This is a genomic window from Pustulibacterium marinum, assembly GCF_900116665.1.
GTDB lineage: Bacteria > Bacteroidota > Bacteroidia > Flavobacteriales > Flavobacteriaceae > Pustulibacterium > Pustulibacterium marinum.
This window is the reverse complement of the sequence record NZ_FPBK01000001.1, coordinates 544,437-569,379: the sequence shown is the minus strand read 5'-3', so window position 1 is coordinate 569,379 and position 24,943 is coordinate 544,437. Positions and strand designations below refer to the sequence as shown.

21 protein-coding genes are annotated in these 24,943 nt (G+C 37.3%); 6 read left to right on the top strand and 15 right to left on the bottom strand.

Annotated features, from left to right (window positions below):
• The first annotated feature begins 12 nt into the window (after positions 1-12).
• The gene (locus tag BM383_RS02550; protein WP_093022590.1) at positions 13-1,413 is read left to right on the top strand and encodes a nicotinate phosphoribosyltransferase; all 1,401 of its coding nucleotides are present in this window, start codon (positions 13-15) and stop codon (positions 1,411-1,413) included.
• 1 nt (position 1,414) lies between these two features.
• Positions 1,415-2,020, top strand: coding sequence for a bifunctional nicotinamidase/pyrazinamidase (gene pncA / locus BM383_RS02545; RefSeq protein ID WP_093022587.1), 606 nt, complete (start codon positions 1,415-1,417; stop codon positions 2,018-2,020).
• Here the strand turns inward: pncA and BM383_RS02540 are convergent.
• The 10 genes from BM383_RS02540 to BM383_RS02495 form a co-directional block, all read right to left on the bottom strand.
• On the bottom strand, positions 2,017-2,547 hold the full coding sequence (locus BM383_RS02540) for a hypothetical protein (RefSeq protein WP_143106330.1): 531 nt from the start codon (positions 2,545-2,547) through the stop codon (positions 2,017-2,019). The genes pncA and BM383_RS02540 overlap by 4 nt on opposite strands.
• 84 nt (positions 2,548-2,631) lie before the next feature.
• Positions 2,632-3,111 (bottom strand): DUF4251 domain-containing protein, encoded by a 480-nt coding sequence (locus tag BM383_RS02535; RefSeq protein ID WP_093022582.1) that lies wholly within the window; start codon positions 3,109-3,111, stop codon positions 2,632-2,634.
• Positions 3,112-3,292: 181 nt separating this feature from the next.
• Complete coding sequence (locus BM383_RS02530; protein ID WP_093022579.1) at positions 3,293-3,538, bottom strand: hypothetical protein; 246 nt, start codon at positions 3,536-3,538, stop codon at positions 3,293-3,295.
• 128 nt (positions 3,539-3,666) lie between these two features.
• Positions 3,667-4,044: a rhodanese-like domain-containing protein gene (locus BM383_RS02525; RefSeq protein WP_093022576.1), complete on the bottom strand. Its 378-nt coding sequence runs from the start codon at positions 4,042-4,044 to the stop codon at positions 3,667-3,669.
• A gap of 77 nt (positions 4,045-4,121) precedes the next feature.
• A complete protein-coding gene (locus BM383_RS02520) occupies positions 4,122-5,540 on the bottom strand; it encodes an MBL fold metallo-hydrolase (protein ID WP_093022573.1) in 1,419 nt (472 codons plus the stop codon).
• A 191-nt stretch (positions 5,541-5,731) separates the two neighbouring features.
• A complete protein-coding gene (locus BM383_RS02515; RefSeq protein ID WP_394331567.1) occupies positions 5,732-6,514 on the bottom strand; it encodes a sulfite exporter TauE/SafE family protein in 783 nt (260 codons plus the stop codon).
• Positions 6,515-6,595: 81 nt separating this feature from the next.
• Positions 6,596-7,228 (bottom strand): Crp/Fnr family transcriptional regulator, encoded by a 633-nt coding sequence (locus BM383_RS02510; protein WP_093022567.1) that lies wholly within the window; start codon positions 7,226-7,228, stop codon positions 6,596-6,598.
• Positions 7,229-7,284: 56 nt separating this feature from the next.
• Complete coding sequence (locus tag BM383_RS02505; RefSeq protein ID WP_093022565.1) at positions 7,285-8,463, bottom strand: acyl-CoA dehydrogenase family protein; 1,179 nt, start codon at positions 8,461-8,463, stop codon at positions 7,285-7,287.
• A gap of 134 nt (positions 8,464-8,597) precedes the next feature.
• A complete protein-coding gene (locus tag BM383_RS02500; RefSeq protein WP_218157909.1) occupies positions 8,598-10,892 on the bottom strand; it encodes a GH92 family glycosyl hydrolase in 2,295 nt (764 codons plus the stop codon).
• Positions 10,893-10,922: 30 nt separating this feature from the next.
• Positions 10,923-13,211 (bottom strand): GH92 family glycosyl hydrolase, encoded by a 2,289-nt coding sequence (locus BM383_RS02495; protein ID WP_093022559.1) that lies wholly within the window; start codon positions 13,209-13,211, stop codon positions 10,923-10,925.
• Between the two features lie 226 nt (positions 13,212-13,437).
• Between BM383_RS02495 and nadA the strand changes: the two genes are divergently transcribed.
• Entirely contained in the window at positions 13,438-14,403 is a 966-nt protein-coding gene (gene nadA, locus BM383_RS02490; protein WP_093022556.1) for a quinolinate synthase NadA, read from the top strand.
• 3 nt (positions 14,404-14,406) lie between these two features.
• Positions 14,407-15,939: an L-aspartate oxidase gene (gene nadB / locus BM383_RS02485; RefSeq protein WP_093022554.1), complete on the top strand. Its 1,533-nt coding sequence runs from the start codon at positions 14,407-14,409 to the stop codon at positions 15,937-15,939.
• 1 nt (position 15,940) lies between these two features.
• Here nadB and BM383_RS02480 read toward each other — a convergent pair whose 3' ends face one another.
• The 3 genes from BM383_RS02480 to BM383_RS02470 are packed head-to-tail and all read right to left on the bottom strand — an operon-like array spanning position 15,941 to position 17,754.
• Positions 15,941-16,672, bottom strand: a complete 732-nt coding sequence (locus BM383_RS02480) for a tRNA1(Val) (adenine(37)-N6)-methyltransferase (protein ID WP_093022551.1) — start codon at positions 16,670-16,672, stop codon at positions 15,941-15,943.
• A 23-nt stretch (positions 16,673-16,695) separates the two neighbouring features.
• Positions 16,696-17,220, bottom strand: a complete 525-nt coding sequence (rimM, locus tag BM383_RS02475) for a ribosome maturation factor RimM (RefSeq protein ID WP_093022548.1) — start codon at positions 17,218-17,220, stop codon at positions 16,696-16,698.
• Between the two features lie 12 nt (positions 17,221-17,232).
• Positions 17,233-17,754, bottom strand: a complete 522-nt coding sequence (locus tag BM383_RS02470) for a 30S ribosomal protein S16 (RefSeq protein WP_093022545.1) — start codon at positions 17,752-17,754, stop codon at positions 17,233-17,235.
• A 200-nt stretch (positions 17,755-17,954) separates the two neighbouring features.
• Between BM383_RS02470 and BM383_RS02465 the strand changes: the two genes are divergently transcribed.
• Positions 17,955-18,293 carry an RNA recognition motif domain-containing protein gene (locus BM383_RS02465; RefSeq protein ID WP_093022542.1) on the top strand — a complete coding sequence of 113 codons (339 nt, stop codon included), beginning with the start codon at positions 17,955-17,957 and terminating at the stop codon, positions 18,291-18,293.
• Between the two features lie 193 nt (positions 18,294-18,486).
• The gene (gene dnaE, locus BM383_RS02460; RefSeq protein WP_093022539.1) at positions 18,487-22,872 is read left to right on the top strand and encodes a DNA polymerase III subunit alpha; all 4,386 of its coding nucleotides are present in this window, start codon (positions 18,487-18,489) and stop codon (positions 22,870-22,872) included.
• 58 nt (positions 22,873-22,930) lie between these two features.
• On the opposite strand, the gene BM383_RS02455 is transcribed toward dnaE, so the two are convergent.
• Together BM383_RS02455 and BM383_RS02450 are read right to left on the bottom strand one after the other, a co-directional pair.
• Positions 22,931-23,770, bottom strand: a complete 840-nt coding sequence (locus BM383_RS02455; RefSeq protein WP_093022536.1) for a T9SS type A sorting domain-containing protein — start codon at positions 23,768-23,770, stop codon at positions 22,931-22,933.
• A gap of 271 nt (positions 23,771-24,041) precedes the next feature.
• Complete coding sequence (locus BM383_RS02450) at positions 24,042-24,878, bottom strand: T9SS type A sorting domain-containing protein (protein ID WP_093022533.1); 837 nt, start codon at positions 24,876-24,878, stop codon at positions 24,042-24,044.
• Positions 24,879-24,943: the final 65 nt, after the last annotated feature.

Genomic DNA, 24,943 nt, shown 5'->3' with positions numbered 1-24,943 from the left:
AAACCACATTTTATGTTTGATTTTACTGCTACCTACACCGACCTCTACCAGATTAGCATGGCGCAGGTATATTTCCAAAAAGGAAAAAAAGACGACTGTGCTGTTTTTGATTATTACTTTAGAAAAATTCCATACAATGGCGGTTATGCTGTTTTTGCCGGTTTGGGCGATTTGCTAAAAACCATTGAGCAATTACAGTTTTCGGAAGAAGACATTGCCTACCTCAGCACACAAAACTTCGATACCGAATTTTTAGCTTATTTAAAGGATTTTAAATTTACCGGAAGCATTTATTCCGTTCAGGAAGGTGATGTGGTTTTTGCCAATCAAACTATTTTACAAGTAGAAGCTTCGATGGTAGAAGCACAATTAATAGAAACTATTTTACTAAACCTGCTGAACTTTCAAACGTTGATTGCTACCAAGGCAAGCAGGGTAAAACTCGTAGCTAAAAACAAAACTTTGTTAGATTTTGGTTTACGCCGTGCTCAAGGTCCGGGTGGTTATTTTGCCAGTAAAGCGGCTATGATTGGTGGTTTTCATGGCACTAGTAACGTAATTGTAGGTAGAGATTATAACATTCCTATTTCGGGGACTATGGCGCATTCCTTTATTCAAAGTTATGATGATGAATTGGAGGCTTTCAGAGATTTTGCAGAATGCAGACCTACCAATTGTGTATTGCTGGTTGACACATACGACACCTTAAAAAGCGGTATTCCTAACGCTATTATTGTTGCCAAAGAAATGGAAGCCAAAGGACAGAAACTGTTGGCCATTCGTTTGGACAGTGGGGATTTGGCTTATTACGCTGCACAAAGTAGAAAATTGCTAGACGAAGCCGGTTTGGAATATGTAAAAATTGCTGTTTCGAATCAGTTAGATGAGTTTGTAATCAAGAGTTTACAAGAGCAAGAAGCACCTATTGATATTTATGGGGTAGGCACCAATTTGGTGATTGGAAAACCCAACGGCGCGCTAGATGGTGTTTATAAATTGTCTTTTTCAAATGGAACTCCTCGTATTAAAATATCAGAGAGTTTAATCAAAACAACGCTTCCGTATCGCAAACAAGTGTATCGAATGAAAGACAAAAACGGAAAATTCATCGGTGCGGATGCTATTGCGATTTATACCGAAAGCAAAGTAAATATACAACATCACCCACACGAACCTTACAAACAATTAGAGGTAGCGCACTACGATCAAGAACCTTTGTTAAGTGAAGTAATGAAAGATGGAAAAAAACTCATTCCGGATTATTCTTTACAAGAATTGGCCGCGTATAGCAAAAGCAGAATTGATTTATTGATGCGCGAATACAAACGTTTTGACAATCCGCATATTTATAAAGTAGGCATCAGCACCCAATTAAAAGAAGAAAGAGATCGTTTGATTCAATTACACAAATAATATGAAGGCATTAGTTCTTATCGATATTCAAAATGATTTTATGCCGGGCGGCGCTTTAGCCGTTCCCAACGGAGATGAAATTATCCCCATCGTAAATCAATTGCAGGAGAAATTTGAATTAGTCATTGCTACACAAGATTGGCATCCGGCGAGTCATGCTAGTTTTGCGGTAAATCATTTTGGAAAAGAGGTATACGAAACGATTCATTTAGAAGGAATCACGCAGATTTTATGGCCGGTACATTGTGTGCAAAATACTGTTGGCGCAGCGTTTCACCCTGATTTAAATACTGAACGAATTGAAGTTATCTTCAGAAAAGGAACTACGCCAGAAATTGATAGCTATAGCGGATTTTACGATAATGCGCACCTGAAATCCACTGGATTAGCAGGATATTTAAAAGAGAAAAAAGTAACTGAATTGTATTTCTGCGGATTGGCTGCCGAATTCTGTGTATTGTTCTCTGCAAAAGACGCCATTGCCGAAGGTTTTGAATGTTTTTACATAGAAGACGTCACGCGAGCATTGGACGCCGAAGCCTTTGAAAATGCTAAACAAGAAATCACCAAACTAGGTGGAAAAGTGGTTACCTCATCCACGATTTAAGGAATTACAGATTTTGGTTCGTATTTCTTTTGAATGGCTTGCATAAAGAGTTCTGCTTTTTTTGCTCCGTCTAATTTTCCGCTGTAAACCGTTGCATTAAAAGCTTCCTCAGGAAATTTTTTCAGGTCTTTTTCAGTTTGATAAAACGTATCCAAACGCATGGTTACTTTATACCCTTTTAAAGAATCAAAAACACGCTCTAAGCTCAACACAGAAGCGTTGTACTTTTCTACCAATACTTCTTTATTTGCATTTTCAGATCTCGTTTTTCTGGTTACCATTAAAGAATCTATAGATGCTTTAAAATGTTGCACACCTTTATATACCTGAACTGTTTTTTCTCTATCGGATATTGATAATTCCAATTGCTGAAGGCTATCATACAACACATCTATCTTTGTGTATTCCATTTTTGAAATACTGTCTTGCTTTTTAGCAATGGTATCAAAAGCGGTTTCTACTTCTTTGCTCACTTGATCACAACCTATCAACAAAAAGAAGAGAACTATTACAATGCCATATTTCATAAACATTCATTTTTTAAAACCGACTAAACTAAATGAAATGATTGTAAACCGAGTGGTATTCAAGATAAGTTTAACACTCAAACGTTACAGATCTTCCGGTAATTTTTCAAGATACCCACGGTATGAAACATTATCTCTGCTAGTACTTATAATTTGTGTGAGTGTTTTTCCTTCGGGATAAATTGTAATACTGAATTTGAAATTTTCCGTCCCATCCTTGGACGAAAACTGAATCATTTTTGCTCCTTTCTTTCCTTCATTAACATGATAATCCGTCATCACTCCAGAAAACTTAATTCCCGCTTCTCCATTGTAGCTACCGCCAAATTGACGAACCCCAAAATAAGGCAAGTAAACATCTAAGCTATCATTTTTTATTTGAATATGATTTGGGTTGCCAATAAGATTTATTTGGCCAGCGCCCATGGGAAGTAGCCATTCGTTATTGATCATAAACTGTTTTGACTCCAGTAAAGACAAATCCTCCTCACTTATGGTAGTGATTGTTTTTGAACTTCCGCATCCTATGATGAAGAGGCTTAGCATTACTATTAATTTTTTCATCTTTTTTACAGAAAGTTACAAAACAATTTGAACACTAAAAGCTTTATACTTTGGAGAAGTAAGAAGAATACTGGTTTTTGTAATTTATACATTTTTAACCCTATAGTTTGTACATATGGATGTTTCTAATGTATCCTATAACAAAAAAGCCGGAAAATTTTTTTCCGGCTTTTTTATTCTATCATTTTTTGATTAGATGTACTTCCAGATCATTGGCTACATCCTGAATCTCTTCAACGTTGACGACTCTGTCAGTCACTATTTTCACCTCTGTTGGAAACACTTCAGTATTAAAATGCACTTTAGTAACACCGCCAATTAGCATTAATTTTTCTTTCAATTCATTGAGATCTGCAACGTCATCTAGCTTCGTTGAAAAAACTCTTCCATCCACTCCCGGGATTATAATATCATCTATATAACTCATATTCTTTTTTGTTTTCAATGTAGCACTATCTATGCTCTTTGGATGTTAAGAATACGATAAGAATTGAAAACAAAAACAAAAAGCCGAAGATATCTCCGGCTTTCACTTGTTTAAAAAACGATTACTAACTATTCATTGTCAAGCTTTTTCCAGCTTACATAACCTCCGGATAATTCATATACGGACTGAAATCCTTTTTCGGCTATTAACTTAGAAGCATCTTGACTACGTATTCCTGATCTGCAGTATACAAAAACTGGTTTCTCCTTATCAAAAACAGTAATTTTTTTCTCAAAATCATCATCGTTCAAATCTATATTTACTGCTTTTGGAATGGCTCCATTATCAAATTCCTTTGGGGTTCTTACATCGATAATCTGTGGATTTTCTATCAAGGCCGTCATTTCATTAAATTCTTGAGCATCAATCAACGTTATATGTTCGTTGTAAAAACCTGTACAGGAAATCAGCATTACTAAAAAACCTAAAACAACACTCTTTTTCATGTCTTCATTATTTACATTTTTACAGTAAAATAAGCGAAGAACAATTTTTGAGTAGTGTTTACAAGCCTATTTTACTTTTATTTTTTCAAAGTAGAAGGACATACTTCTGCCGTTACAGGAATTCCAGATTCCTTAATAGCCTTGAAGCCTCCTGCTATGTCTACCAAATTGTGATAACCTCTGCTTTTTAAAATAGAAGCCGCTATCACAGAACGATATCCTCCTGCACAGTGCACGTAGAAATCGGTTTCTTTTGGAAATTCTGCCAAATGATCATTTAAATAATCTAGTGGTGTATTGGCTGCTGCGCCAATATGTGATGACACATATTCACCTTCTTTACGCACATCAAAAATTGGTAATTCTTTATCAGCATCCATTCTATCTTTAAACTCTTCCGCAGAAATAGATGTGATGGTATCATACTCTTTACCGGCATCTTTCCAAGCTTCAAAGCTTCCTTTTAAATAGCCTAAAGTCATATCAAAACCAACACGAGAAAGTCTGGTGATGACTTCTTCTTCTCTACCCTCTGGAGCTACCAATAAAATAGGCTGTTCCACATCTTGAATCAAAGCGCCTACCCATGGTGCAAAACCACCATCAATACCTATAGAAATTGATCTTGGAATATGCCCGTTTACAAATTCTTTTGGACTCCTCACATCTAACACAATGGCTTCTACTTCATTCGCAGCAGCTTCAAATTCTTGTGGTGACAATGCTCTGGTTCCACGCTCTAAAACCTCATCGATATGAGTATACCCTTCCTTATTCATTTTTACATTCAACGGAAAATATTGTGGTGGCGGTAGCAATCCATCTGTTACTTCCTCTACAAATTCTTCTTTTGTCATATCGGCACGTAAAGCGTAATTCATTTTTTTCTGATTCCCCAATGTGTCTACCGTTTCTTTCATCATGTTTTTACCACAAGCAGAACCGGCTCCGTGTGCAGGATATACAATTACGTCATCTGCCAATGGCATAATCTTGTTTCGTAAACTATCATAAAGTGTAGCAGCAAGTTGTTCTTGTGTCATATCGGCTGCTTTTTGAGCAAGATCCGGACGACCTACATCTCCTAAAAACAAAGTATCACCACTAAAAATTGCATGATCTTTACCATTTTCATCTTTTAAAAGATACGTTGTACTCTCCATAGTATGTCCCGGAGTATGTAGTACAACTATGGTTAATTTCCCCAACTTAAATTCTTGACCGTCTTTAGCAATAATAGCCTTAAAAGATGGCTCTGCCGTTGGTCCGTACACAATATCTGCTCCTGTTTTGTCTGCCAGTGTTACGTGTCCACTTACAAAATCGGCATGGAAATGTGTTTCAAAAATATATTTAATGCTTGCGTTGTTGGCTGCAGCTTTTTCTATGTATGGCGCTACTTCTCTAAGCGGATCTACAATAGCTACTTCGCCTTCACTCTCTACATAATACGCTCCCTGCGCTAAACATCCTGTATATATTTGTTCAATTTTCATTGTGATATTGATTTAATTCTTGATTTTAAAATGCTGAAATTACTAATTTCTAATCTTCTATAACTGCTACCCTAAAAATTTATCGAATGCAACGTTTTCGAAATTGGGTATACGTATCTCTTCACTTTCGTAAATTAAATCATTTTCAATTTACGAAATACACGTCCTTTATTTTCTGATATTTATCAGTCCTACAAAAATAATTCTTTTGCTACGATATATGCTCCCATTAGCAAAACAAACCAACCGAAACTCTTTTTCAGTTTTTTTCCATCGATGAATTTATTCAGATAAATTCCTAGAAAAATCCCTCCAATAGAACAAGCTGTGAACGTCAATAGAAATGTCCAATCGATTGTCATTTCTCCTAAATCTCCCAAAAACCCTATCAATGAATTTACCGCGATGATCAATAATGAAGTGGCAACTGCACGTTTCATGGGAATGTGTACCAACAACACCAGTGCCGGAACAATTAAAAATCCGCCTCCTGCGCCCACTATTCCGGTTACCAGCCCGAGTACAATAGCTTGTAAAATAATGATTGGAGGGTTAAATTCTCTGTCCTTTTCTCCTGTTTCAAACTGAAAATTCTTAATCATAGAAACCGAAGCCAAGATCATAATCACAGCAAAAAATACCATGATAAAGATATGTTTGGTCACAGTAAAACTTCCAACAGAAAAAATGATTTCCGGAATTGCTGGCACAATAAATTTTCTGGTTAAAAAGACTGATATAAAAGCAGGCACTGCAAAAGCAATGGCCGCTTTGAAATCAACTTGTTTCTTCTGAATGTTTTTGATGGCTCCGACCAAGGAAGATACCCCAACAACAAATAACGAATATGCTGTTGCAACAACCGGATTTAATCCCATCACATATACTAACAAAGGTACTGTAATGATGGAACCTCCACCGCCAATAAGTCCTAAAGTGATTCCAACCAATATGGCCCCTAAATATCCTAACACTATATATCTAATTCAATTTGCTTTTACAAAAGTAATAGACGCTAGGCAGCTGTGCAGTAACAAAGGTTACACTCAATACGTTTATAAATCGATAACGTGAATACTGTTTCGGTTGAGTTTTATTTTTCCTTCGTTCTCTAGTTTTTTAAGTAATCTTGAAATTACTACTCGCGATGTGTGTAGATTTTGAGCAATTTCTTGATGCGTTGTACTTAGAATATCATCACTATTCACCATGGCTTTATCTCTTAAATGTTTCAGCAAGCGTTCATCCATTTTCATAAATGCGATGGTATCTATAGTTTCTAACATTTCGGATAAGCGAGAATTATAACTCTGTAGAATGAAGTTTCGCCAACTGTGATATTTCTGCATCCAGTCTTCCATTTTTTCAACCGGAACCATAATGAGTTTTGCAGGCGATTCGGCAATTGCACGAATTTCGCTCTTCTTTTGGCCTACGCAGCAGTTGAGCGTCATGGCACAAGTATCTCCTCTTTCTAAGAAATACAAAAGCAATTCATCACCATTTTCATCTTCGCGGAGAATTTTGATAACACCGTTTACCAATAGCGGCATACTTTTGATATAATCACCAATATCCATCAACATGAATCCTTCCGGAACTTCTCTAAAAGTACCTACCTGATTAATCTCCTGTAACAATTCTTCCTCAAAAAGAAATCCGTAATGCTGTTTTAATTCTTTGATCATGGACTAAAAATAGTTTGAAATTAGCGAACCTTTGTAACCAAAGTTACACATAATCTTTACTTAAAAGCAGGCAAACCTGTAATGTCTGCTCCTGTAATGAGCAAGTGTATATCATGTGTACCTTCATAAGTAATTACCGATTCTAAATTCATCATGTGTCGCATAATGCTATATTCTCCAGTAATACCCATGCCGCCTAACATTTGTCTGGCTTCGCGAGCAATATTTATGGCCATTTCTACATTGTTACGTTTTGCCATGGAGATTTGAGCGGTTGTTGCTTTCCCTTCATTTCTCAATACTCCCAATCGCCATGCTAATAATTGAGCTTTGGTAATTTCAGTAATCATTTCGGCTAATTTTTTCTGCTGTAATTGTGTTGCTCCAATAGGTTTATCAAACTGAATCCGTTCTTTGGAATACCGCAAAGCTGTATCATAACAATCCATCGCAGCACCAATGGCGCCCCAGGCAATCCCAAATCGAGCAGAATCTAAACAACCTAATGGTGCTCCTAATCCTGATTTATTAGGAAGCAAATTTTCCTTCGGAACTTTTACATTATCAAAAATCAATTCACCAGTAGCCGAAGCTCGTAAAGACCATTTGTTATGTGTTTCGGGAGTTGAAAAACCTTCCATGCCCCGCTCCACCAGCAAACCGTAAATTCTACCTTCTTCATTCTTTGCCCAAACTACCGCAATATCTGCAAACGGCGCGTTTGAAATCCACATCTTGGCTCCGTTCAACAAATAATAATCGCCCATGTCTTTGAACTTGGTTTCCATACCACCAGGGTTTGAGCCATGGTTTGGTTCTGTTAAACCAAAGCAACCCATAAATGCTCCAGAGGCCAATTTAGGCAAGTATTTTTTTCGTTGTTCTTCGGTTCCGTATTTGTAAATAGGATACATTACTAAGGAAGATTGCACCGAAGCGGTAGAACGCACACCCGAATCACCACGCTCTATTTCTTGCATTATGAGTCCGTACGAAATCTGATCTAAACCAGCACCGCCATATTTTTCCGGAATATACGGGCCAAAAGCTCCAATTTCAGCTAAACCGTTAATAATTTGGTTAGGAAATTCTGCCTTTTGCGCATAATCCTCTATAATCGGTGAAATGTCTTTTTTTACCCAAGAACGGGCAGCATCGCGCACCAATTTATGCTCTTCAGAAAGTAGATCATCTAACTGGTAATAATCTGGCGCTTCAAATAAATCTGGTTTCATTTGTAACTTTATTTGTTCTATAAGTTATAAATATAACAATTTTAATTAGTAATAAAATAGCAATAGTCTAACATAAACATAATAAAAAAAGCCCGAAGTTGAGGTCGGGCTGTGTGTGTTTTACTTAAAAATTTTTATTGGTATAACTTATTATTAGGTTTTCTTCCCATTACAAAGGTAAGTTTTCCACCTTTCATCAATTCGCTATGGGTAACCACTGGTTTGGTAACTGCTTTGCCATTCCACAATACTTTTTGAACGTATTTGTTCTTTTCAGATTGCTTTTGCGCTTCAACGGTTAACACTTTTCCGTTTTCTAAATGTACAGTAGCTTCTTTCACTAACGGACTACCTACTGCGTAATCTTCGCTACCTGGAGCTACCGGATAAAACCCTAAACTAGAGAAAATATACCACGCACTCATTTGTCCGTAATCATCATTACCACCTAAACCATCGGCTCCTTTGTGGTACATGGTGCGTAAAATCATTCGTATTTTATCATTCGATTTCCAAGGAGCATTCGTCCAATTGTACAAATACACTACATGATGCGAAGGCTCGTTACCATGCACATAATTACCTATAATTCCCTCTCTTGAAATGTCTTCCGTATTAGCGAAATACTTATCGGGTAATTCCATAGCAAACAACGAATCTAAATGAGTAGTAAACTGCTCTTTACCGCCCATCATAGTAATCATACTAGCAGGGTCTTGCGGTACATACAAACTGTAATTCCAGCTATTACCTTCTATAAAACCTTGCCCATGTGTATCTAAAGCATCAAACTGTTTTTTGAAGGTTCCGTCACTTAATTTCGGACGCATAAAGCCGATGCTTTTATCGTAAACATTCTTATAGTTTTCAGCTCTTTTGCTGAAGGTTTCATAAATATCTTGCTTGCCTAATTTTTTAGCAGCTTGCGCAATTGCCCAATCGTCATACGCATATTCTAAGGTTTTAGACACTGAAGCTCCGCTTTTGTCTTCTGGCACATATCCTTTTTCAATATATTCACCAATACCGTCAAAATAGGTGACATTCGCTGTAGCAACACAAGCTTCCAAGGCTTTTTCAGTATCAAAACCTACATTACCTTTTACAATCGCATCTGCAATTACCGATGCACTGTGGTAACCAATCATACACCAATTTTCGTTGGCATAATGTGACCAAATAGGTAACATGTGGTGCACGCTTTGTTCTTGATGTGCCATCATAGACTTCACCATGTCTCGGTTACGCTCTGGCTGAATAAAATTGAAGAACGGATGCAAAGCTCTGTAGGTATCCCAAAGCGAAAAACTGGTATAGTTGGTAAAACCTTCGGCAGTATGGGTGTTCATATCCAAACCTTTGTATTGCCCATCTACATCCATGTATACTGTTGGCCCTAAAAAGGCATGATACATGGCTGTATAAAAGTTTATTTTGTCTTCTTCGGTAAGGGTTTCTACTTTTATTTTGTTCAGTTCCGTGTTCCAATTGTGTTGCACTTGAGCTTTTGTTTTTTCAAAATCCCAATCTGGAATTTCAGCTTTCATATTGGCTAAAGCACCTGCTGAGCTCACCGGAGAAAGAGCGAATTTCACGTCAATCTGTTCTCCTTCTTCAGTATCAAAATCGAAATAAGCTTTGATTTTTGTTCCTGCGATTTCCGGGAAATTATGGGTTTGATCAAATCTTCCCCAAAAGCCTCTATACACATAGCTATCGCCTTTTTGATAACCGTAATTTTTGAAAGGTTTGCTGAACGACATCGCAAAATACACGGTACGTGTTCTTGCCCAACCATGTGTTTGACGGAAACCTGTAATTAATGTATCGTTTTCTACACGAAGGAACGTCCACACATTTTTTTCTTCGTAGTTATATATTCCTGAAGTTAGGTCAAGAATGATATGCGCATCATCTGCTTTAGGAAATGTGTAGTGATGCATTCCCGTTCTGGTAGTCGCTGTAAGTTCTGCCTTGATGTTATGGTCGTCTAGCAACACACTGTAATACCCAGGTTCTGAAGTTTCATTTTCATGAGAAAATACAGAACGATATCCATTTTCGGGATGATCTTCAGTTCCTGGATTTAATTGTAATTCACCTGTTGTGGGCATAATTAAAAAATCACCTAAATCAGAATGACCTGTACCGCTAAAATGGGTATGACTAAACCCAACAATAGTAGGGTCTTCATATTGATACCCTGCACAATATTTGTACACATCTGGGTTGTAATGTCCGTCAACAGCATACGGAATCGTATCAGTATCCGGACTCAATTGCACACTCCCAAAAGGAGAAGATGCTCCCGGAAACGTATGTCCCATTTTTGCCGTACCAATAATAGGATGTGCATATTGAATGAGGTTTTCTTCTTGTTTTTCTTGCGCTTGCAGCGTTGAAACCAAGCCAATCGCTGCAAGTGTCATGAGTTTTATGTTGAAAATTTTCATGAATGCTTATTCGTTAGATAATGAATACGGTGCATCTTCTGGAGTTGTACCTCTATTGGTGTTTGGTTTTGCTCCCATGTTGATATCGATGGTTGCTCCTTTCATTAATTCAGTATGTGATAAATAGTTTTTCGTATACGTTTCTCCATTCATTTTCATGCTTTGGATATACATATTTTCTTCGCTATTTTCTGGAGCATTGATGGTAATTGTTTTTCCATTTTGTAATGCAATAGTCGCCTTTTTGAACAACGGAGCTCCCATTACATATTCATCAGTTGCAGGACACACAGGGTAAAAACCTAAAGCAGAAAACACATACCAAGCCGATGTTTGTCCGTTATCTTCATCACCACAATAACCATCAGGATTTGGTAAGTACAATTTGTTCATGGTTTCGCGAACCCATTGTTGAGCTTTCCAAGGTTGTCCGGCATAGTTGTACAAATAAATCATATGCTGAATAGGTTGGTTACCGTGCGCATACTGACCCATATCGGCAATTTGCATTTCACGAATTTCATGAATTACGCCACCATAGTAACTATCATCAAAAACAGGAGCCATGGTAAATACGCTGTCCAATTTTTTAGTGAAATTTTCTTTACCGCCCATCAAATCTATCAATCCTTGAATGTCGTGAAAAACAGACCAGCTGTAATGCCAGCTGTTTCCTTCCGTGAAAGCATCGCCCCATTTGAAAGGATTGAACGGTTTCATAAATTCACCATCTTTGTTCTTACCACGCATCAAACCAGTTTCAGGATCAAATAAGTTTTTATAATTCAAACTACGTTTTTTGTATAATTTGATTTCTTTATTAGGTCTGTCCAACGCTTTTGCCAATTGATAAATCGCAAAATCATCATATGCATATTCTAGTGTTCTTGCAGCATTTTCATTGATTCCAATATCATAAGGAACATACCCTAAATCTTTGTATTCTTCTGCACCAGCTCTACCAACTGCAGTCATTGGCCCGGCATTGTTTGCTCCATGAATTACCGCTTCATACAAAGTTTCAATATCGTACGTATACGCATCTTTATTTTTCAAATAAGCATCTGCAACTACCGAAGCAGAATTGTTACCTACCATTATATTTCTAAGTCCAGGGCTAGCCCATTCTGGCAACCAACCACTTTCTTTATAGGCATTGGCAAGACCTTCTTGCATTTGTGTATTTAATTCAGGATACATAAAGTTTAAGAACGGAAATAAAGAACGGAAGGTATCCCAAAATCCTGTATCAGTAAACATATAGCCTGGATGCACTTTTCCGTTGTACGGACTGTAATGTACTACGTCTCCATTAGCATCAATTTCATAAAACTTACGAGGGAATAACAAACTTCTGTACAAACAAGAATAGAATGTTTGGGTTTGAGCAACCGTTCCGCCAGAAACTTTAATTCTGCTCAATTCCTTATTCCATGTATCTTTTCCTTTTTGTTTGATGGTTTCAAAATCATCATTTCCTAATTCTTTCAAATTCAAAAACGCTTGCTCATAACTGATAAAAGATGAAGCTACTTTAGCATGAACTTGCTCTCCTTCTTCGGTTTTAAAACCAATGACTGCACCTACATGGTTTGCTTCACGTTCTACAGTATTTAGTAATGTATCGCCATCAAAAACCATATTGTATGTGAATGGCTTGTCAAACTCAATCACAAAATAATTTTTGAAATTATCTGGTACACCACCGCTATTTCTAGTGGTATATCCAATGATTTGTTGTTTTTTAGTGTCTATTTTTACATACGAACCTCTATCAAAAGCATCAATCGCTACAAAAGCGCTATCGGTTTTAGGGAATGTGAATTGAAACATTGCAGCACGCTCCGTAGGTGTAATCTCTGTTGTTACATCATGATCGGCTAGGTAAACGCTGTAGTAATATGGAGTAACTTTTTCGGTTTTATGCGTAAACCAACTTGCTCTACCTTCCTCAGTAAACTCTAAAGAATTGGTAAAAGGCATGATAGAAAACTGTCCGTAATCATTCATCCATGGCGAAGGTTGGTGGGTTTGTTTAAAGCCTTTTATTTTATCGGCATTGTAAGTGTAAGCCCAACCATCTCCCATTTTTCCGGTTTGCGGTGTCCAGAAATTCATACCCCAAGGCATGGCAATTACTGGGTAGGTATTTCCGTTTGAAAGACTAGGTTTAGAGTCGGTTCCCATTAATGGGTTTACCCAGTCTACAGGGCTGTCCACATTATTTACCGAAACATCTTGAGAAATTGAAATTTGGAAAGTTAGCAATAGAATTGCAAGCAAAAATTTTTTCATTATAGGGGATATCATTTGATTGTTTGTTAGTTTAAAGATATCATTTATAAACTGAAACCACTAAATCCTACTCTTTTTTAAACGAAATTGATGAATTTGTGAAATGATTCATCTTAATACAATATGTTTGGTCGCTTTTTCTCACAATAAAATTTTATCAGTAATTTTGTAGTAAGATTGATTTTTTACAAAAACGGTTATACTTCATTTTTTATTTTAATAAAGAATGGAAACCCACCCTAATAATGCCGATGAACATTCTAAACAGAATGCCCAATTAGCTGACCATATTTTAAGACTAAAAAAGAAAAAGAATGCCATTTTATTGGCACACTATTACCAAGAACCTGCTATACAAGACATAGCAGATTTTGTAGGTGATAGTCTTGAACTTTCGCAAAAAGCTGCTGAGACCTCTGCGGAGATAATAATTTTTGCCGGAGTTTATTTTATGGCGGAAACGGCTAAAATCTTAAATCCTGAAAAGAAAGTTCTTGTTCCAGATTTAGAAGCATCCTGTTCGTTGGCTGAATCTTGTAAACCAGAGGATTTTAAGAAATTTATAAATAGATATCCATATCATAAAGTGGTTACCTACATAAACTGTGATGCCTCTATAAAAACAATGAGCGATTTAGTTTGCACCTCTTCAAATGCAAAAAAAATCATCAATTCCTTTCCAGAAGATCAACCTATCATTTTTGGTCCCGATAAAAATCTTGGAGCTTATTTAGCCAAAGAAACAGGGCGAGATTTAGTACTTTGGAATGGCGCCTGCATTGTCCACGAAGCATTTGCTTTGGATAAAATCATTGATCTTTTCAAAACCTATCCGCATGCCCGTTTAATTGCACATCCAGAGTCTCCAGCTCAAATTTTAGAAATAGCTTCCTACATAGGTTCAACCTCCGGAATGCTTAACCATGTCAAAGAAAATGATTCCGATACATTTATTGTTGCTACAGAAGCTGCTATTCTTCACAAAATGCAACAAGAGGTTCCTCATAAAATATTGATTCCTGCTCCCGCCATGGCAGACAATTCTTGTGCTTGTAGTGAATGTGCTTTTATGAAACTCAACTCACTACAAAAAATATACAATTGCCTTGTAAAAGAAACTCCCGAAGTTACCTTGAATCCGGAAACTTCTGAAAAAGCTCTTATTCCCATTCAAAAAATGTTAAGTATTTAAATCATGCAACATATAGATTTTCTCATCATAGGTTCCGGTATTGCAGGGCTCACCTACGCCCTTAAAACAGCCACTCAATTTCCCGATAAAAACATTGTAATTTTTACGAAAAGTAATGAAGACGAATCAAATACAAAATATGCACAAGGCGGAATTGCCTCTGTATTGGATTTGAAAAATGATTCTTTCGAAAAACATATTTCCGACACTTTAATTGCCGGAGACGGATTTTGCGATCCTGAAATTGTAGCTCTTGTGGTTCACGAAGCTCCAGGACGAATTGCTGAATTAATTGAATGGGGAACTCGCTTTGATAAAGATTTTGAAGGAAACTATGATTATGGATTGGAAGGAGGTCATAGCCAGAATAGAATTTTACACTACAAAGATATTACTGGTTTAGAAATTGAAAGATCATTACTGAAAAAGGTTAACGCTACTTCAAACATTGAAATAAAAACCAATCAACTTGCTATAGATCTCATTGTGAATCCAATTAATAATACTTGTAAAGGGGCTTATATTTTAGATCTAAATTCCAATACGGTTCAAGGCTATCATGCATCGGTAACGCTTTTAGCTTCCGGAGGATTGGGGCAAGTCTACAAGCAAACTACCAATCCTTCAATTGCTACAGGAGATGGAGTTGCCATGGCGCAAAGAGTCGGTGCTCTTATCAAAAATATGGAGTTTATTCAATTTCATCCCACAGCATTATTTCACAAAGCATTTAAACCATCTTTTCTTATTTCAGAAGCTGTAAGAGGTTTTGGAGCTATTCTAAAAAACAAGAATGGTGAAGAATTTATGCAAAAATATGATGAACGAAAAGAGCTAGCACCAAGAGATGTAGTGGCTAGAGCTATTCATCATGAAATGATAGTTACGCAAGCTGCATGCGTTTATCTTGATGCTACCCATTTAGACAAACATGAATTTCGAAAACACTTTCCCGTAATTTCAAAAACCTTAGAAGAAGTTGACATTGATTTTACAAAAGAATGGATTCCTGTAACACCAGCTGCCCATTATTCTTGCGGAGGAATTGAAGTGAATCAACATGCCGAAAGTAGCATTCAAAATCTTCTTGCTTGTGGTGAATGTGCCACTACCGGATTACATGGCGCCAATAGACTTGCTTCAAACTCATTACTGGAAGCTTTGGTTTTTGCTCATAGAGCTTCCCTGCAAAACAAAAAACTTCTTGAAAACGCTTGTTCAAATGTAATCAATCATACGTTTCTACAACCAGAAAACCACCATAACATCAAAATTGAACTACAAACCATTAAAGAAGAATTACAAGAAATGATGCAAAGACATGTAAGCATTATCAGATCTGATAAAGGTTTGAATCAAACTATTGAAAGGCTTCAATTTTTACAGCGAAGTTTGGAAATACTGTACAAAACACATCCTATTTCGGTTACTTTGATAGAAACAAGAAATTTGGTTACCGTTGCTCTGCTTATTGCAAATCAATCTTTAAAAAGAAAAGAAAACAAAGGCACTTTTTACAGTGAAAGCTTGGTGTAAATTACATTTTTAGATAGAAGTCTTTGGTAAGCTCAATATACTCTTGGGTATATTGATGTCTTGCTTTTTCTATGATCAATAGCGAAGCTTCTACCTGAGCTGGTTGCTGAAAAGAAAATGCCAATAAACTACGTTTTACCTCAGCATCAGGATTCCCTTTTACTTGGGTAATTTTGATAAGATGTATTCCGAATTGAGCCGCTAAACCAATACAAGTATCTTGCTCTTTAAACGGAACAATCAAGTTAAAAATTCCTTTTTCAGAAAGAATTAAAGAAGCGCCTTCTATCAAATCTTCAAAAGGTAATGAAGCATTAAGGCGGGCTGCATCGCGCTGTGCATCCCCAGAACTGTAATCTTCGGCATAAAACGGAGGATTAGAAACAATTACATCGTAGGTTTCTTCTTCCTCAAAAAGTTCAGCTACATACTCAGTGAACTCGGCATGATAACCAAACAACCGATCTGCCCAAGGTGAATTCTGAAAATTCTCCTGACTCTGAAAATAGGCATCCTTGTCTAATTCTATGGCATCAATTGTAGGCGCATCGGAACGCTGTGCCAACATTAACGCTACAACTCCGGTTCCAGTTCCAATATCCAGTATATTTTTAGGATACTCACCAACTTCGGCCCAAGCACCTAACAACACGCCATCGGTACCAATTTTCATAGCACACTGATCTTGCTGAACCGCAAATTCTTTAAATTGAAATGGTTTGGACTTCCCCATATATCAAAAATCAATATTGAAATTTACCTATAAAGGTCCAACAACCCTTCCGGAGTATCAACGATGATTTTTTTCTCTTTTCTGTTGACTTCTTTTAAGAAATCATCATTAATCGGAATTAAAAATTCATTGCCATCGCTTTCTACCTCAAAAAGATCTTGCGCAGCATTTTCATTAATTCCTGTGATCATCCCTACCACACCTTCATTTACATCTACCATTGTAAAGCCAACAACTTCATGGTAGTAAAACTTATTTCCCGAAAGTTCCGGTAAAAAGGAAAGTGGTAAATACAATTCGGTTTTCATCAAATTCTCGGCCTCTAGCTCAGAATCCACGTCTTCAAACTTTACACGTAGCAAACTATCTTTATGAAAGGAAGATCTTTCAATAAAAAAAGGAATCAGATCCTTGCCCAAGGCAAGGAAAACTGATTCCAATTCGTTGTAAAGTTCAGGCTCGTCTGTATCTAATTTGATTAAGACTTCACCTTTAAAACTGAATTTTGATACAATTTTACCGAGATAGAAGCATTCTTCTTTTCTCATCTAAAAATTATATTAAGCTTCTGTTTCGTCTGTTTCTTCAGCAGTAGTTTCTTCTGCAGCTTCCTCAGCGGTAGCTTCTGCAGCAGCCTCAGCAGCAGCGGCAGCACGCTTATCACTTACTTCTTTCTCTGCAGCAAGTTGCTTAGCTCTAGCTTCTTCTTCAGCTTTTGCTAAACCATCTTTCTTAGCGGTTACAGCACCTTCTTTACCTTCTAACCAAGCAGTGAATTTAGCTTCAGCTTGCTCTTCAGTTAAAGCTCCTTTACGAACACCTCCGTTTAAGTGGTGCTTTAAAAGAACTCCTTTGTAAGATAAAATTCTACGAGCAGTATCAGTTGGTTGTGCACCATTCTCTAACCACTGTACAGAACCATCTACATCTAAAGTAATTTCTGCTGGGTTTTTAGTTGGATTGTAAGTTCCTAATTTCTCTAAGAATTTACCATCTCTTTTTGCACGGCTATCAGCCGCAACGATCCAATAAAAAGGTTTTCCTTTTTTACCGTGTCTCTGTAATCTAATTTTAACAGGCATAATACATTAATTATGTGGGGTTCTCGACCCCGGTTATTAATTTGAGGGTGCAAATATATAAAAACTTTATTTTCAGCAACCTATAAAAAATATTTTTCTTCGTTTCTGCTAAAAAAAATAATATAAAAATAATCTTCAAAAACTACCTTTTATATGAGCTAATAAACTACCTTTGAACCCGTTATTTTATAATTATTTAGATGAATATTTTCGTAGGAAGTCTTCCATATAGTATTGTGGAAGCAGATCTTGAGGAAGCATTTGCTGATTATGGCGATGTAACGTCTGTAAAAATCATTATGGACAGAGAATCAGGTAGAAGTAAAGGTTTTGGGTTTGTAGAAATGCCAAACGACGATGAAGCTAAAAAAGCCATCGAAGAATTAAATGGTGCCGAAGTAGAAGGGCGCACAATTGTGGTTAACGAATCTAAACCTAAACCTCAGGGAGATAGAAGAAACTACAACAATAACCGTGGTGGCGGAAACCGTAATGGTGGAAACCGTGGCGGTGGTGGATATAACAAAAACAGATACTAAGAGATCTGTTTTTAAAGAAAATCTATGCAAAAGCCATTCTGTTAAGGATGGCTTTTTTATTTCCGTTAATAACTCCTCACTTACTCCTTCTCTATCAATTAAAATATTTACTATTTTTAAAAATTCAACAATTGGTTTTTCTAACTACACTAACCAATTCATGCAGAATATTTTATAAAGAGGAAGGACGCTTATGTATTTGATTTTTGATACCGAAACTACCGGTTTACCGAAACGATGGGACGCCCCGATTACTGACTCGGACAACTGGCCAAGAGCCATACAGATTGCCTGGCAATTGCATGACGAGATGGGAAATCTTATTGAACATCAAGATTACCTGATAAAACCGGACGGATTCAACATTCCTTATGATGCTGAAAAAATTCACGGAATTTCTACCGAATTGGCCGAACAAGAAGGTATTTCTTTGGAAGAAGTTTTGGAGAAATTCAACATTGCGCTATCCAAAACCAAATTTGTAGTTGGTCAGAATGTAGGGTTTGATGTCAATATCATGGGAGCCGAATTTCACCGAATGGGCATCAACTCAGACATGGTTGAGCTCCCCGTTTTAGACACCTGTACCGAAACCACCGCCCAACTTTGTAAAATTCCAGGAGGACGTGGCGGTAAATTCAAACTTCCCACCTTAACAGAATTACATGAATATTTGTTTGGTGTTGGCTTTTCTGAAGCGCACAACGCCACAGCCGATGTAGAAGCAACTACGCGTTGTTTCTTTGAATTGATTAGAATTGGAGAAGGTTTTACCGAAGAACAATTAGATGTTGCTCCGGATTACTTTCAGCGTTTCTCAAAAGAAAATCCGCAACCGATTCAGTTAATCGGTTTGAACCACATCAACCTAAAAGCTGAATCGAAAAAGATTCGCGAAGCTTTAAAAGCACAGGCTGATGACGGACTTTCGCATGAAGAAATCAAACAAAATATAGAAGAACTTGCTGAGTTAGATTTTGCCCATTTGCACAATCATACACAGTTTTCCATTCTTCAAGCAACTTCCAGCATTCCTGATTTGGTAAAAGCTGCAGCCCAACGCAAAATGCCTGCCGTAGCTATGACCGATGTTGGGAATATGATGGGAGCTTTTCACTTTGTACGGGAAGTAGATAATTTCAACAAAGGTGTCAAAGCAAAAATTGCAGAAGCAACTGAAAACGGCGAAACCTATACCGATCAGGTTCCTATGAAACCTATCGTGGGTTGTACGCTCAACGTTTGTGAAGATCATACTGATAAATCTAGAAAAGACAACGGTTATCAAGTTGTTTTATTAGCAAAGAATAAAAAAGGATACCACAACTTAGCCAAAATTTCTTCGGTAGGTTATACCGAAGGTTTCTATTACGTACCACGTGTAAGTAGGTCTACCATTCTAGAACATAAAGAAGATCTGATTGTGCTTACCGGAAACTTGTATGGTGAAGTTCCAAGTAAAGTGTTGAATGTTGGTGAAAACCAAGCTGAAGAAGCTTTATTATGGTGGAAAGAACATTTTGGCGAGGATTTGTATATTGAATTAATGCGTCACGATCAGGAAGATGAAAATCGCGTGAACGATGTATTGGTTCAATTTGCCAGAAAACATGAGGTAAAGTTGGTGGCTACCAACAACACCTATTATATAAATAAAGAAGACGCCAATGCACACGACATTTTATTGTGTGTAAAAGACGGCGAAAAGAAAGATACCCCTATTGGTCGCGGTCGCGGTTACCGATATGGTTTACCCAACAGCGAATATTATTTTAAGAGTTCTGACGAAATGAAAGAACTCTTTAAAGATCTTCCAGAAGCTATTTCTAACATTCAGGAAATTGTAGATAAGGTAGAACCTTTCATTTTAGCGCGCGATGTACTCTTGCCTAAGTTTGATATTCCGGAACAATTTCAAGTCGCCGAAGATGATGAAGACGGAGGTAAACGTGGTGAAAACAAATTTCTTCGCCACCTTACGTATGAAGGAGCCAATCGCCGTTACGAAGAAATAACCGACGATATCAGAGAACGACTTGACTTTGAGCTCGATGTAATTGCCAACACAGGATATCCGGGATACTTCTTAATTGTACAAGACTTTATTGCCGCTGCTCGCGAAATGGGCGTTTCGGTGGGCCCGGGTCGTGGTTCGGCAGCAGGTTCTGCGGTGGCCTATTGTTTAGGAATTACCAATTTAGATCCTATTGCATACGACTTACTTTTTGAGCGTTTCTTGAATCCGGATCGTGTGAGTATGCCCGATATTGATATCGATTTTGATGATGAAGGTCGAAGCCGAGTAATGGACTATGTAATTGATAAATACGGCGCCAATCAGGTGGCTCAGATTATTACTTATGGTACCATGGCTGCGAAATCATCCATTCGAGATACCGCGCGTGTACTTGATCTACCATTGAGTGATGCCGATAGAATTGCCAAGTTGATTCCGAATATGAAACTGGGCAAAATCTTCTCTTTGGATGATGCCGGTTTGAAAGCAAAATTGCGGTCGGAAGAAATTGAATTGGTCAACGAACTGAAGAACATTTCCGAAGGAGATAACCTAGAAGCTTTAACGGTAAATCAAGCTAGAATTTTAGAAGGTTCGGTTCGTAATACTGGTATTCACGCCTGTGGTGTAATTATTACGCCGGATGATATTACCAAGTTCGTTCCGGTTTCCATTGCCAAAGATTCTGATTTATATGTTACGCAGTTTGACAACTCGGTTGTAGAAAATGCTGGATTACTAAAAATGGACTTTTTGGGGTTAAAAACATTGACCCTGATCAAAGACACGGTAAAACTTGTTAAACACAAACACGATATTGATCTAGATCCAGATAGTTTTCCGCTAGACGATGTTAAAACATACGAGTTATTCCAGCGAGGAGAAACGGTTGGGGTTTTCCAATACGAATCGCCCGGGATGCAGAAATACATGCGTGAATTAAAACCAACGGTTTTTGCCGATTTGATTGCGATGAACGCCTTGTATCGTCCGGGACCTTTGGAATACATTCCTAGCTTTATTAAACGTAAACACGGAGAAGAACCTATTGTTTACGATTTAGATGACTGTGAAGAATATTTACAGGAAACCTACGGAATTACCGTTTACCAAGAGCAGGTGATGCTGCTTTCGCAAAAGTTAGCAGGTTTCTCTAAGGGTGATGCCGATATGCTTCGTAAAGCAATGGGTAAAAAGATTTTTGCACTGCTAGACAAGCTGAAACCTCAGTTCTTAAACGGTGGTGAAGAGCGTGGGCATGCCCGTGAAAAACTAGAGAAAATTTGGAAAGACTGGGAAGCATTTGCTGCCTATGCCTTCAACAAAAGTCACTCTACTTGTTATGCCTGGGTTGCTTACCAAACGGCTTATTTAAAAGCACATTATCCTGCGGAATATATGGCTGCGGTACTATCGAACAACATGAACGATATTAAGCAGGTTACTTTCTTTATGGAAGAATGTAAACGTATGGGACTAGAAGTTTTAGGCCCGGATGTGAATGAATCGTTCTATAAATTTACTGTAAACGATGAAGGTGCTGTTCGTTTTGGAATGGGTGCGGTGAAAGGTGTTGGTAAAGGTGCAGTAGAAACCATTGTAGAACATAGAAAAGATGGTCGCTACAAATCAATTTTCGATATGGCCAAACGTATCGATTTAAGAGCTGCCAATAAAAAAGCTTTTGAAAATTTAGCCTTAGCTGGAGGATTTGATTCGTTTAAAGACACCCACCGAGCGCAGTATTTCCACGACGAAGGTGATGGAATTACATTCCTGGAAAAAGCAGTAAAATACGGTGCAAAATATCAAGAAAACGAAAACTCTTCTCAGGTAAGTTTGTTTGGTGAAGCCAGTGATGTGCAGATTCCGGAACCTGTGATTCCTCCTTGTGAAACTTGGGGAACCATGGAAAAACTTCGAAGAGAAAAAGAAGTGGTTGGTATTTATATTTCAGGCCATCCACTGGATGATTTCAAACTTACCATTGAACATTTCTGCAAGAATACAGTGGGAGATATGAAAGATTTGCTTCAGGTGGTTAACCGAGAATTGACCATTGCCGGCGTTATGACGGATTTTCAGCATAGAGAAACCAAAAATGGAAAAGGCTGGGGAACGTTCACCGTAGAAGATTACACCGATTCGTATGAATTTAAACTCTTCAACGAAGACTACCTCAACTTTAGGCAATACATGCGAATGAACGAATTTGTATACCTGAAGGTTTTTGTGCGTGAAGGCTGGATACGAAAAGACACCGGAATGCGTGGCGATCCAAGAGTTCAAATCAACAGCATTCAGCAATTGCAAGATGTGATGGAAGAAATGGCGAAGAAAATTGCCATTCATTTAAACATTTCGGAAATACAGGAAAACACCATTCAAAATATTAGTGATTTATTTAGAAGTTTCCCTGGAGATGATCAAGTAAGTTTTGTGATTCACAAACCAGACGAACAGTTACAGCTAAAAATGCCAAGTAGAAAACGGAAAGTGAGTATTACGCCAGAATTTCTTCAAACCTTATCAGAACAAGAAATTGTTTACAAATTGAATTAAATAAAAAAGCGAACCAAAATTGGTTCGCTTTTATTTTATGATTTTATAAGATCATTTATTACAACATCACTTTTCTTCTCACATTAGCTCCAGAAGCCATATCCTTCAATTCAACAACATACATACCACTACTAAGATTCCCCGCATTGATTGTGTAACTACTTTGCGAAATAGCTCCTTGAATAACAGATTGTCCAGTCATTGCGTACAGTTTGAATGAAGCATCACCCTGTAAATTTAAGATAGAAATATTTCTATTTTTAGAAATCACCTGCACTGACGATTTAAAAACATCAGCCAAACTCATTGGGCTTGTTTCCCCTGCATCAATCGGAGCATCTGCATTTGTATTGTATGCATAATCTTTTATCAACCAATCCGAACCACTGTCTCCAACCCTTAAACGAGCCCAACCATAATGATAAGAACCATCAATTTTAAAACGCAGACCTAGATATTTATCATCTACATCACACCAATTATCGTTCTCGTACAAACAGCTTTTCTCGTTCATACTTTGCATAAGCTCGTTGTTCCAGCCAGCTTTCCCAGCACTAATCACTTCACCTTCATTTAAGGCAAATGGATATGCAAAACCATCAGATGAAAATGCTAAAATACTGTTGTTGACCATTCCCTGAGCGTTTATAGTAGGTCCTACAACCAAAAAATCTAGGTTTCCTTCCGCACTCGGTTGGTTAAAATGTCTTATGACGAAATCTCTATTTAGATTGTTATCTAAGTCAAGATTGTACACTACACCAGAGCCTCCTTCATCAGGATCAACATCTGTGTAAATAATTTGACCAGACGCTTCTGAAGCTCCGGCGATCACAGTAGTTAATGCTCCATAGCGCATCAACCTCTGAGAAATTTTTGAGGTAGTTTTTTCCTTCATAGCCAAAATTTATTATAGTTAAGCAATTATTTGCCATCAACTCATGCTTGGGTTCAATAGGGGAAGGAATGATTTGTGGGGAACGTTTTTAATCTAAACGTTATAAAAACAAATATCATCATCTGCTCTTAAACACACAATAAATTATCTATTTATTTTGTATTAGCCTTGTATTTTTACCAAAATTTAGCGTGAAATACAAAAAAGACAGCTTTATCGTATAAAAAATACAAAACCACTGTCTTTAATTAAAAAATATGTAATATTTTAACTATAAAATAATTTTCTTACGCATCAAATCTCCAGTATTTTCGTCTAATATTTGTACTATATACACCCCATTTGATAAACCATTTGCCGGTATCACAAAATTTTCTTCACTGGTTTGCCCCATCATTACCTCTTTACCAGAAATCGCATAAAGCTTATAAGCTGATTTTGAAGGTAAATTGTAAAGCTCTATAAATTTATTATCGGTCACAACCTTTACAGTAGATGCTAGCAAGTCTTCTGTACCCATAGTTGGATCTGTTTCTCCAGCATCTAAAGGTTCACCCGGTTGTGTATTGTATGCGTAGTCCTTAATTACCCATGACTCTCCGTTCGTAGCCACATCAAGTCTTGCCCATCCATAATAGACATCGGTTCCTATCTTAAAACGTAATCCTAAATATTTATCAGTTTCATCACACCAATTTCCTACAGAACAGCTTTCGCCATTCAAATATTGCAATTCTTCATTATTCCAACCACTTACACCAGAACTTATAGGGTCGCCTCCGTTCAGAACTAACGGATAAACAAATCCTTCGTTAGAGCTTGCCAAAATACTATTACTAAAATTTGACATGGAATCAGCTGCAGGACCTACAACTACAGAGTTTAATGTTCCACCAGAAAAACTGACATCAAGATGACGTAGTTGAAAATCTGAATTATTGTCGTTATCCATATCCAAATTATACAGAACTCCAGCTCCACCTTCATCAGGATCAACATCTGTATACATTATTTGTCCACTAGCTTCAGTTACGCCAGCTAAAGCAGCCGTGACTGCACCATATCTTAAAAGTTTTTTTGAAATTTTATGAGAGTCGTTGTTTTCCATAGCAATGTTTTTTTATTAATTTTCTTTATTCAATATTGTAATATTTAAATTTACCACATTAACCT

Bases quoted from the DNA above. Each gene is read 5' to 3' on its own strand.
- BM383_RS02550 (WP_093022590.1), top strand. From the start codon at position 13: ATGTTTGATTTTACTGCTACCTACACCGACCTCTACCAGATTAGCATG.
- pncA (WP_093022587.1), top strand. From the start codon at position 1,415: ATGAAGGCATTAGTTCTTATCGATATTCAAAATGATTTTATGCCGGGC.
- BM383_RS02540 (WP_143106330.1), bottom strand. From the start codon at position 2,547: ATGAAATATGGCATTGTAATAGTTCTCTTCTTTTTGTTGATAGGTTGT.
- BM383_RS02535 (WP_093022582.1), bottom strand. From the start codon at position 3,111: ATGAAAAAATTAATAGTAATGCTAAGCCTCTTCATCATAGGATGCGGA.
- BM383_RS02530 (WP_093022579.1), bottom strand. From the start codon at position 3,538: ATGAGTTATATAGATGATATTATAATCCCGGGAGTGGATGGAAGAGTT.
- BM383_RS02525 (WP_093022576.1), bottom strand. From the start codon at position 4,044: ATGAAAAAGAGTGTTGTTTTAGGTTTTTTAGTAATGCTGATTTCCTGT.
- BM383_RS02520 (WP_093022573.1), bottom strand. From the start codon at position 5,540: ATGAAAATTGAACAAATATATACAGGATGTTTAGCGCAGGGAGCGTAT.
- BM383_RS02510 (WP_093022567.1), bottom strand. From the start codon at position 7,228: ATGATCAAAGAATTAAAACAGCATTACGGATTTCTTTTTGAGGAAGAA.
- BM383_RS02505 (WP_093022565.1), bottom strand. From the start codon at position 8,463: ATGAAACCAGATTTATTTGAAGCGCCAGATTATTACCAGTTAGATGAT.
- BM383_RS02500 (WP_218157909.1), bottom strand. From the start codon at position 10,892: ATGACACTTGCAGCGATTGGCTTGGTTTCAACGCTGCAAGCGCAAGAA.
- BM383_RS02495 (WP_093022559.1), bottom strand. From the start codon at position 13,211: ATGAAAAAATTTTTGCTTGCAATTCTATTGCTAACTTTCCAAATTTCA.
- nadA (WP_093022556.1), top strand. From the start codon at position 13,438: ATGGAAACCCACCCTAATAATGCCGATGAACATTCTAAACAGAATGCC.
- nadB (WP_093022554.1), top strand. From the start codon at position 14,407: ATGCAACATATAGATTTTCTCATCATAGGTTCCGGTATTGCAGGGCTC.
- BM383_RS02480 (WP_093022551.1), bottom strand. From the start codon at position 16,672: ATGGGGAAGTCCAAACCATTTCAATTTAAAGAATTTGCGGTTCAGCAA.
- rimM (WP_093022548.1), bottom strand. From the start codon at position 17,220: ATGAGAAAAGAAGAATGCTTCTATCTCGGTAAAATTGTATCAAAATTC.
- BM383_RS02470 (WP_093022545.1), bottom strand. From the start codon at position 17,754: ATGCCTGTTAAAATTAGATTACAGAGACACGGTAAAAAAGGAAAACCT.
- BM383_RS02465 (WP_093022542.1), top strand. From the start codon at position 17,955: ATGAATATTTTCGTAGGAAGTCTTCCATATAGTATTGTGGAAGCAGAT.
- dnaE (WP_093022539.1), top strand. From the start codon at position 18,487: ATGTATTTGATTTTTGATACCGAAACTACCGGTTTACCGAAACGATGG.
- BM383_RS02455 (WP_093022536.1), bottom strand. From the start codon at position 23,770: ATGAAGGAAAAAACTACCTCAAAAATTTCTCAGAGGTTGATGCGCTAT.
- BM383_RS02450 (WP_093022533.1), bottom strand. From the start codon at position 24,878: ATGGAAAACAACGACTCTCATAAAATTTCAAAAAAACTTTTAAGATAT.